Origin of the sequence: Streptomyces zinciresistens K42, from assembly GCF_000225525.1 — a bacterium.
Classification (GTDB): Bacteria; Actinomycetota; Actinomycetes; order Streptomycetales; family Streptomycetaceae; genus Streptomyces; species Streptomyces zinciresistens.
In genome coordinates this window covers 1-5887 of record NZ_AGBF01000295.1, presented here as the reverse complement: position 1 = coordinate 5887, position 5887 = coordinate 1, and the positions used below count along the sequence as shown (strand labels likewise).

The 5887-nt window shown below is 75.2% G+C and carries 4 protein-coding genes and 1 pseudogene; 4 read left to right on the top strand and 1 reads right to left on the bottom strand.

What is annotated here, in order from left to right; translation table 11 throughout:
• Positions 1-126: 126 nt before the first annotated feature.
• Positions 127-1392: an extracellular solute-binding protein gene (locus SZN_RS34870; protein WP_007504625.1), complete on the bottom strand. Its 1266-nt coding sequence runs from the start codon at positions 1390-1392 to the stop codon at positions 127-129.
• Positions 1393-1669: 277 nt separating this feature from the next.
• Between SZN_RS34870 and SZN_RS34865 the strand changes: the two genes are divergently transcribed.
• From SZN_RS34865 to SZN_RS34850, 4 genes and pseudogenes are all read left to right on the top strand, one after another.
• The gene (locus SZN_RS34865; protein ID WP_007504623.1) at positions 1670-2515 is read left to right on the top strand and encodes a GntR family transcriptional regulator; all 846 of its coding nucleotides are present in this window, start codon (positions 1670-1672) and stop codon (positions 2513-2515) included.
• 423 nt (positions 2516-2938) lie between these two features.
• The gene (locus tag SZN_RS34860) at positions 2939-4132 is read left to right on the top strand and encodes an aromatic ring-hydroxylating oxygenase subunit alpha (RefSeq protein WP_007504621.1); all 1194 of its coding nucleotides are present in this window, start codon (positions 2939-2941) and stop codon (positions 4130-4132) included.
• 354 nt (positions 4133-4486) lie between these two features.
• Positions 4487-5407: a bis(hydroxyethyl) terephthalate hydrolase gene (bdeA, locus tag SZN_RS34855; protein WP_043734743.1), complete on the top strand. Its 921-nt coding sequence runs from the start codon at positions 4487-4489 to the stop codon at positions 5405-5407.
• Positions 5408-5618: 211 nt separating this feature from the next.
• Positions 5619-5887 (top strand): annotated as a pseudogene (locus SZN_RS34850) (hypothetical protein); the annotation flags it as partial.

Here is a 5887-nt window from a genome sequence, read left to right as displayed (position 1 = left end):
GGCGGGCCCGCCCCGGGCTCGGGCGGGGCGGGCCGCGTCCGACGGGGGCGCTCCCGGCTCGCGGGTGGTGGCCGCTCGGGCCGGGCCGCGGGGCGTCGGCAGGGGTGCCGGGCCCGGCGGAGCGGCTCAGGAGCCGGTCTTCATGGCCGCGGTGATGGCCTCCGACGCCTTCGCGGCCTCGGTGCCCGCGTCGGCGCCCGTGAGGACGGCGGTCATGTAGTCCTTGATCGGGTTCTTGGCCTCCACCGCGGCCCAGCCCGGCGTGTTGGGCGTGGCCCGGCCCACGGCGGCGCCCACGGCCATCGCCGCGGCACCGGGGTCGGCGGCGACGGCGTCGGCGAGGGTGGTCCGGTTCGGCACGTAGCTCATGGCGGCGGCGAGCTTGCGCTGCCAGGCGTCCCCGGTGAGCGCCTTGATGAAGGCGAGCGCGGCCTCCGGCTTGCCCGAGGCGGCCGGGACGACCAGGTCGGAGCCGCCGGTGAACACCGCGCCGGGCCGGTCGGCGCTCTTGCCGGGGATGGGGAAGAAGCCCAGCTTGCCCTTGAGCGCGGGGTTGTTCTGGGTGACGACGTTGGCGCCGCCCGGCGTGGAGATGATCTGCGCGATCCGCCCCTCGGCCATCACCTCGGCCTGCGGGGGCTGCGCCTCGTCGGAGTCCTTCGGCCCCTTGCCCAGGGCCTGGAGCCGCTGGTAGAAGGCCATGCCGCGCAGCGCCTGCGGGGTGTCGAGCGAGCCCTTCCAGACGCCGCCGGAACGGGTGGCGAGGTCGCCGCCCTCGTCCCAGATGAACCCGGCGAGCGCGTACCACATCTGCCCCGGCAGGTAGATGCCCTGTGTGCCGCCGGAGTCGAGCTTCTTCGTGGCGGCGGTCCACTGGGCGCGGGTCTTGATCGCCGCGGCGTCGACGCCGGCCTTCTCGAACAGGTCGGTCCGGTAGACCACGACGCGATTGGCCGCGTAGTAGGGGATGCCGTACTGCTTGCCCTCGTACGCCCCCGGCTCGGCGAGTCCCTTGAGCCAGCTGCCGCCGCCGAGTTCGCCGACCTTGTCGCTGAGGTCGAGCAGGCCGCCGCTCTGCGCGAACTGGGCCACCTGGGTGTTGCCCGTCTCGATGACGTCCGGGGCGTCGTTGCCGGCCAGCGCGGCGGTGACCTTCTCGCCGATGCCGTCCCACTCCTGGATCTGCACCTTCACGTCGATGGCCGGGTTGTCCGCCTCGAACCCGGCGACGAACTCCTTCTGGAACGCGGCCGAGACGCTGTCGCGCATCAGCCAGACGTCGATCGTCGTCCTGCCGTCGGCGGAGCCGCCGGACGGGTCCGGACCGCCGCAGGCACCGAGGCCGCCGGCCAGCACCAGCACGGAAACGCCAGCGAGTATGCGGAGCTTCACAGTTCACCCCCGGGAGGAATGCGCCACCTCACCTGACCAGTTCGGTAACTGGTCAGGTGACCTCTTGTTGGTCGATGAAGGTGGCATAGACCAATAGAGGCGTCAACCCCCGCCGCACAGAGAGCTCTTGGCAGTTCTCCGCAGGTGCGTAGGGCGCATAACCCGGCGCCCAGAGCCGGGGGCGGCGGCTACACTTCATCTGACCAGTGGCGGAGCAGTGGTAAGGAGTGGTGAGATTGGTCAGGCGGATTCACGGACGGCGGGCGGGAGCGGCGGCATGAGCGCGGGCGAGTCGGGGGCGGTTCTCAAGCGGGAGCGCGTCCGGGACCACATCCTCGGGCTCATGGAGTCGCTCAGCCCCGGCGACGCCATCCCGTCCGAACGCTCCCTGTGCGCCGCCCTGGAGGTCTCCCGGCCCACCCTGCGTACGGCGGTGGACGAACTCGTCGCCGCGGGGCTGCTGGTGCGCGAGCACGGCCGGGGCATGTTCGTGGCACCGGAGAAGATCACCCAGGAACTGGTGCCGGACCACCGGACCATGGTCGCCCCGCGCGCCTCCGGTGCCTGGACCAGCAGGCTCCTGGAGTTCACCACCATCGCGGCGGGTGCCCGCGTGGGCCGCAAACTCCATCTGTCGCCCGCGGCCGACATCGTCTACGTGGCCCGGCTCCGGCTCGTCGACGGCGTGCCCATGGCCATCGAGCACCTGCACATCCCGGCGGTCCTGGTGCCCGCGCTCACCGCCCGGGAGCTGGAGGCCGGCGACCTGTACGAGCATCTGCACGACCGGCACGGAGTACGGGTGAGCGAGGCCCTGCAGACCATCGAGCCCACCGTCGTCAGCCAGGCCGAGGCGAAGATCCTCGGGGTTCCGCACCTCTCGCCCGCGCTGCTCTTCGAGCGCCTGACCAGCGACACCGAGGGCAGGGCCGTCGAATACGTCCACTCCGTCTACCGGGGCGACCGCTACCGCATCACCACCCGGCTGACCCTGGACGGGCCCGCTCCCGGTGACGACCGGGCGACCCCGGCCGGGGCCATTCCCGGGATTCCGCCCGGGGCCTTCCCCCGGCGGGACACCGTCGTGCTGACCGCGCACGGCGACGTCCACACCGACCGGTGACGGCGGGGCACCGACGCCCCGCCGTCACCAGGTGCCCCGCTCACCGGCGGGCCGCCCCGCCGTCACCGGCCGCCCCGCCGTCACCGGCCGCCCCGCCGTCACCGGCCGGCCGGCGGCAGAGTCCGGTCCAGGCCGACTCCCTTTCGGGCGCGCCCCGTTGGACCGGACCCGGCCGCCGGTCGCCGGATTCCCGCGGCCGTGGGAACACCGACCCGTCGCCCGTTCGCGCAGTGGCCCCGCCGGCCGAGCCCACTGCGGCCCGCCCGCACCCGCGCGCTCACCCCTGCGGACGTCCCGGGCAGGACAGGCGCGGGGAGGACCGTGACGATGGCAGGGTGCCGGGTGAGCGGGACCGGCGCCCCGCCGGTGCCGTCCGGCGGGACGAGCGCGGGTCCGCGCCGCCGTGCCCGACGGAGGAGACGTATGACCGAGGCAGACTCCGTCCGGAGCGGCGGCGGGCCGCGCCCGGCGTCCGGCGGTCCGGAGGGCGCCCGCGCCGACCTGAGGCGGGTCGGGGCCTGCCCGGACTTCTGGTACCCGGTCGCCCGCTCCCGCACGGTGCGCCGGGGCAAGGTGGTCGCCACCGCCTTCGCGGGCGAGCGCATCGCGCTCTACCGGGGCACCGGCGGCACCGTCCACGCGCTGGAGGACCGGTGCGCCCACCGGCAGGTGCCGCTGAGCATGGGCGTCGTCGAGGGGGAGACGCTGCGCTGCTGCTACCACGCGTGGGCCTACCGCGGAGACGGCCGCATCTCCCAGATCCCCTATCTCTCCAAGGGGGACGGCAGACCCCCGCGCGGGGTGCGCGGCTACCCCGTACGGGAGGCGTACGGGCTGGTGTTCGTCTTCCCCGGGGACCCGGAGCTCGCCGCGGTCACCGCGCTGCCCGTGCTGCCCGCGTTCGGCTCGCCCGCGTACCGGACGATGACGTTCTCGCGGACGGTGCGCTGCCACTACTCCTTCCTGCACGAGAACCTCCTCGACATGAACCACCAGTTCCTGCACCGCGGTGTGCTCGGCAAGCTCCGCCCCGAACTGCTGGGGTACCGGACGACCGCACGGTCGGTCGAGGCCAGGTACCTGTTCACGCACGGCGGGGGCAGGCGCAGCCGCGGCGCGGGGCTGCTGGCCGGGGAGGGCATCGGCGGCGGCGACTCCGCCGACGTCATGACGATCCGCACCGAATACCCCTACCAGACCCTCGACCTGGTGCCGGAGAACGCCGTACGCCCGGCCTTCCGCCTCTGGGCCGTCTACGTCCCGGAGGACGCCGAGCAGCGCCGCTGCCACGCCTACGGCCTCCTCATGATCGAGAAGCCCGCTCTCCCCGGCGCGCTGCACCTGGCCTGGCCGCTGATCAGACGGTTCACCGAGCGGGTGTTCGCCGAGGACCGGACGGCGGTCGAGGCGGAGCAGCGGGCCTGGGAGGAACAGGGCGGTCAGGACCGCAACCACGAGGTCTTCCCGCTCATCCTGGACGTGCGCGAGGTGCTGCGCGGCAACGGCGTCCCCCTGCGGCCGCGGGGCGCCGGGTGCGGGTGGGCGGACGGTGCCGCGGGCGCGGCCTGCGGTCCCGGCGGGCCGCCGGAAGCCTCCGCCGAACCGCCCGGCGGATAGGCGACCCGCCCGGCGGACACGGCACTTGCCCAGGACCAGCGCCCGGCCCCGCCCGCGACCGTCCGGGCGCTGGTGCTGGTGCTGGTGCTGGTGCTGGCCGGGGCCAGGACCAGGCCCGGCCCCTCCCGCGCCACCGGCGGGCCCGGCTCCCTTCCGGCACGCAGGGCCCCGGCCGCGTCGCGGTCCCGCAAGACCGGTGAGATTGCCGGTCCGCGCACCGGGTCCGGTCCCCGACAGTGGCACGGCCAGTCCCACGGCGGCCCGCCCCGCACCGGCACACGACCGACGCCCGCGTCCCGCGCGCCCGGTGGCAGGGGCCGCCCGCCACGACAGAGAGGACGACCCGCCGTGCCGTTGCACCCCCGCACCCTCCTGCGCACACCCGCGTCCGGCGCTCCCCGGCGCCGCGCCGGCCGCCTGGCCGGTGCCGCCGCCGCGCTCGCCGCGCTCGTCGGCCTGGGCACCCTGAGCAGTCCGGGCGCCCACGCCGCGGACAACCCCTACGAGCGCGGCCCCGACCCCACCACGGCCGGCATCGAGGCGGCGCGCGGCCCGTACGCCGTGTCGCAGACGACCGTCTCCCCGCTGTCCGTCAGCGGATTCGGCGGCGGCACCGTCTACTACCCGACGAGCACCGCCGACGGCACCTTCGGCGCCGTCGCCGTCGCGCCCGGCTACACCGCCTCCCAGTCCTCGCTCTCCTGGCTGGGTCCGCGGCTGGCCTCGCAGGGCTTCGTCGTGTTCACCATCGACACCCTCTCCACCCTCGACCAGCCCGACGCGCGCGGACGCCAGCTGCTGGCCGCGCTCGACCACCTCACCCAGCGCAGCCCGGTGCGCTCCCGGGTCGACGCCGGGCGGCTCGGGGTGATGGGCCACTCGATGGGCGGCGGCGCCAGCCTGGCGGCCGCCGTGTCCCGCCCCTCCCTCAAGGCGGCGATCCCGCTCACTCCGTGGAACCTCGACAAGACCTGGCCCGAGGTCGCCACCCCGACCCTCATCATCGGCGCCGACGGCGACACGGTCGCCCCGGTCACCTCCCACGCCGAGCCCTTCTACACCAGCCTGCCCGGCTCGCTGGACCGGGCGTACCTGGAGCTGAACTCGGCGACCCACTTCGCACCCAACTCGCCGAACACGACGATCGCGAAGTACAGCGTCTCCTGGCTCAAGCGGTTCATCGACGACGACACCCGCTACGAGCAGTTCCTGTGCCCGCTGCCCCGGCCGAGCCTGACCATCCAGGAGTACCGGGGCAACTGCCCGCTCTCCTGACCCCCGCGGCCCCCGGCGGCGGACGTGTGCCCGACACGTCCGCCGCCGGGACTGTGCAGGGGCACGGCCGCGCCGGCCGGCGGCTGGGCGGCGGCACAGCCGGCGCCCCGGCCGAAAGCACCAATAGCCCAGGTGACGCCGCCGATTCGGGCCCCGGACCGGCCGGACGGCGGGCTTCCGGCGCCGGCCGGGCGCCCCTAACGTCCCGCGCATGACCGGAGACAGGAGCAGGCCGCGGACGGCTCCCCACCGGCGGAGCCCGCCCGCGGGCGAGCGCGCCGGATCGGCCGCCGTCCGCCGCGGCCACACCGAACTCGCCCGCGGCAGAGCGCAGTTGTTCGACGGCCCGGTGGGCGACGCCCGCGCCTCGCTGCTGCTGGCCGCCTCCCTGCTCGCCGCCGAGGCACCCGACCACGCCCGCACCGCCCGCCTCTGCGCCGCCGACGCGGCCTGGGCCGCCGGAGACCTCGCGGCCTGCCT

Coding starts and splice junctions, on each gene's coding strand:
- SZN_RS34865 (WP_007504623.1), top strand. CDS start 1,670: ATGAGCGCGGGCGAGTCGGGGGCGGTTCTCAAGCGGGAGCGCGTCCGG.
- SZN_RS34860 (WP_007504621.1), top strand. CDS start 2,939: ATGACCGAGGCAGACTCCGTCCGGAGCGGCGGCGGGCCGCGCCCGGCG.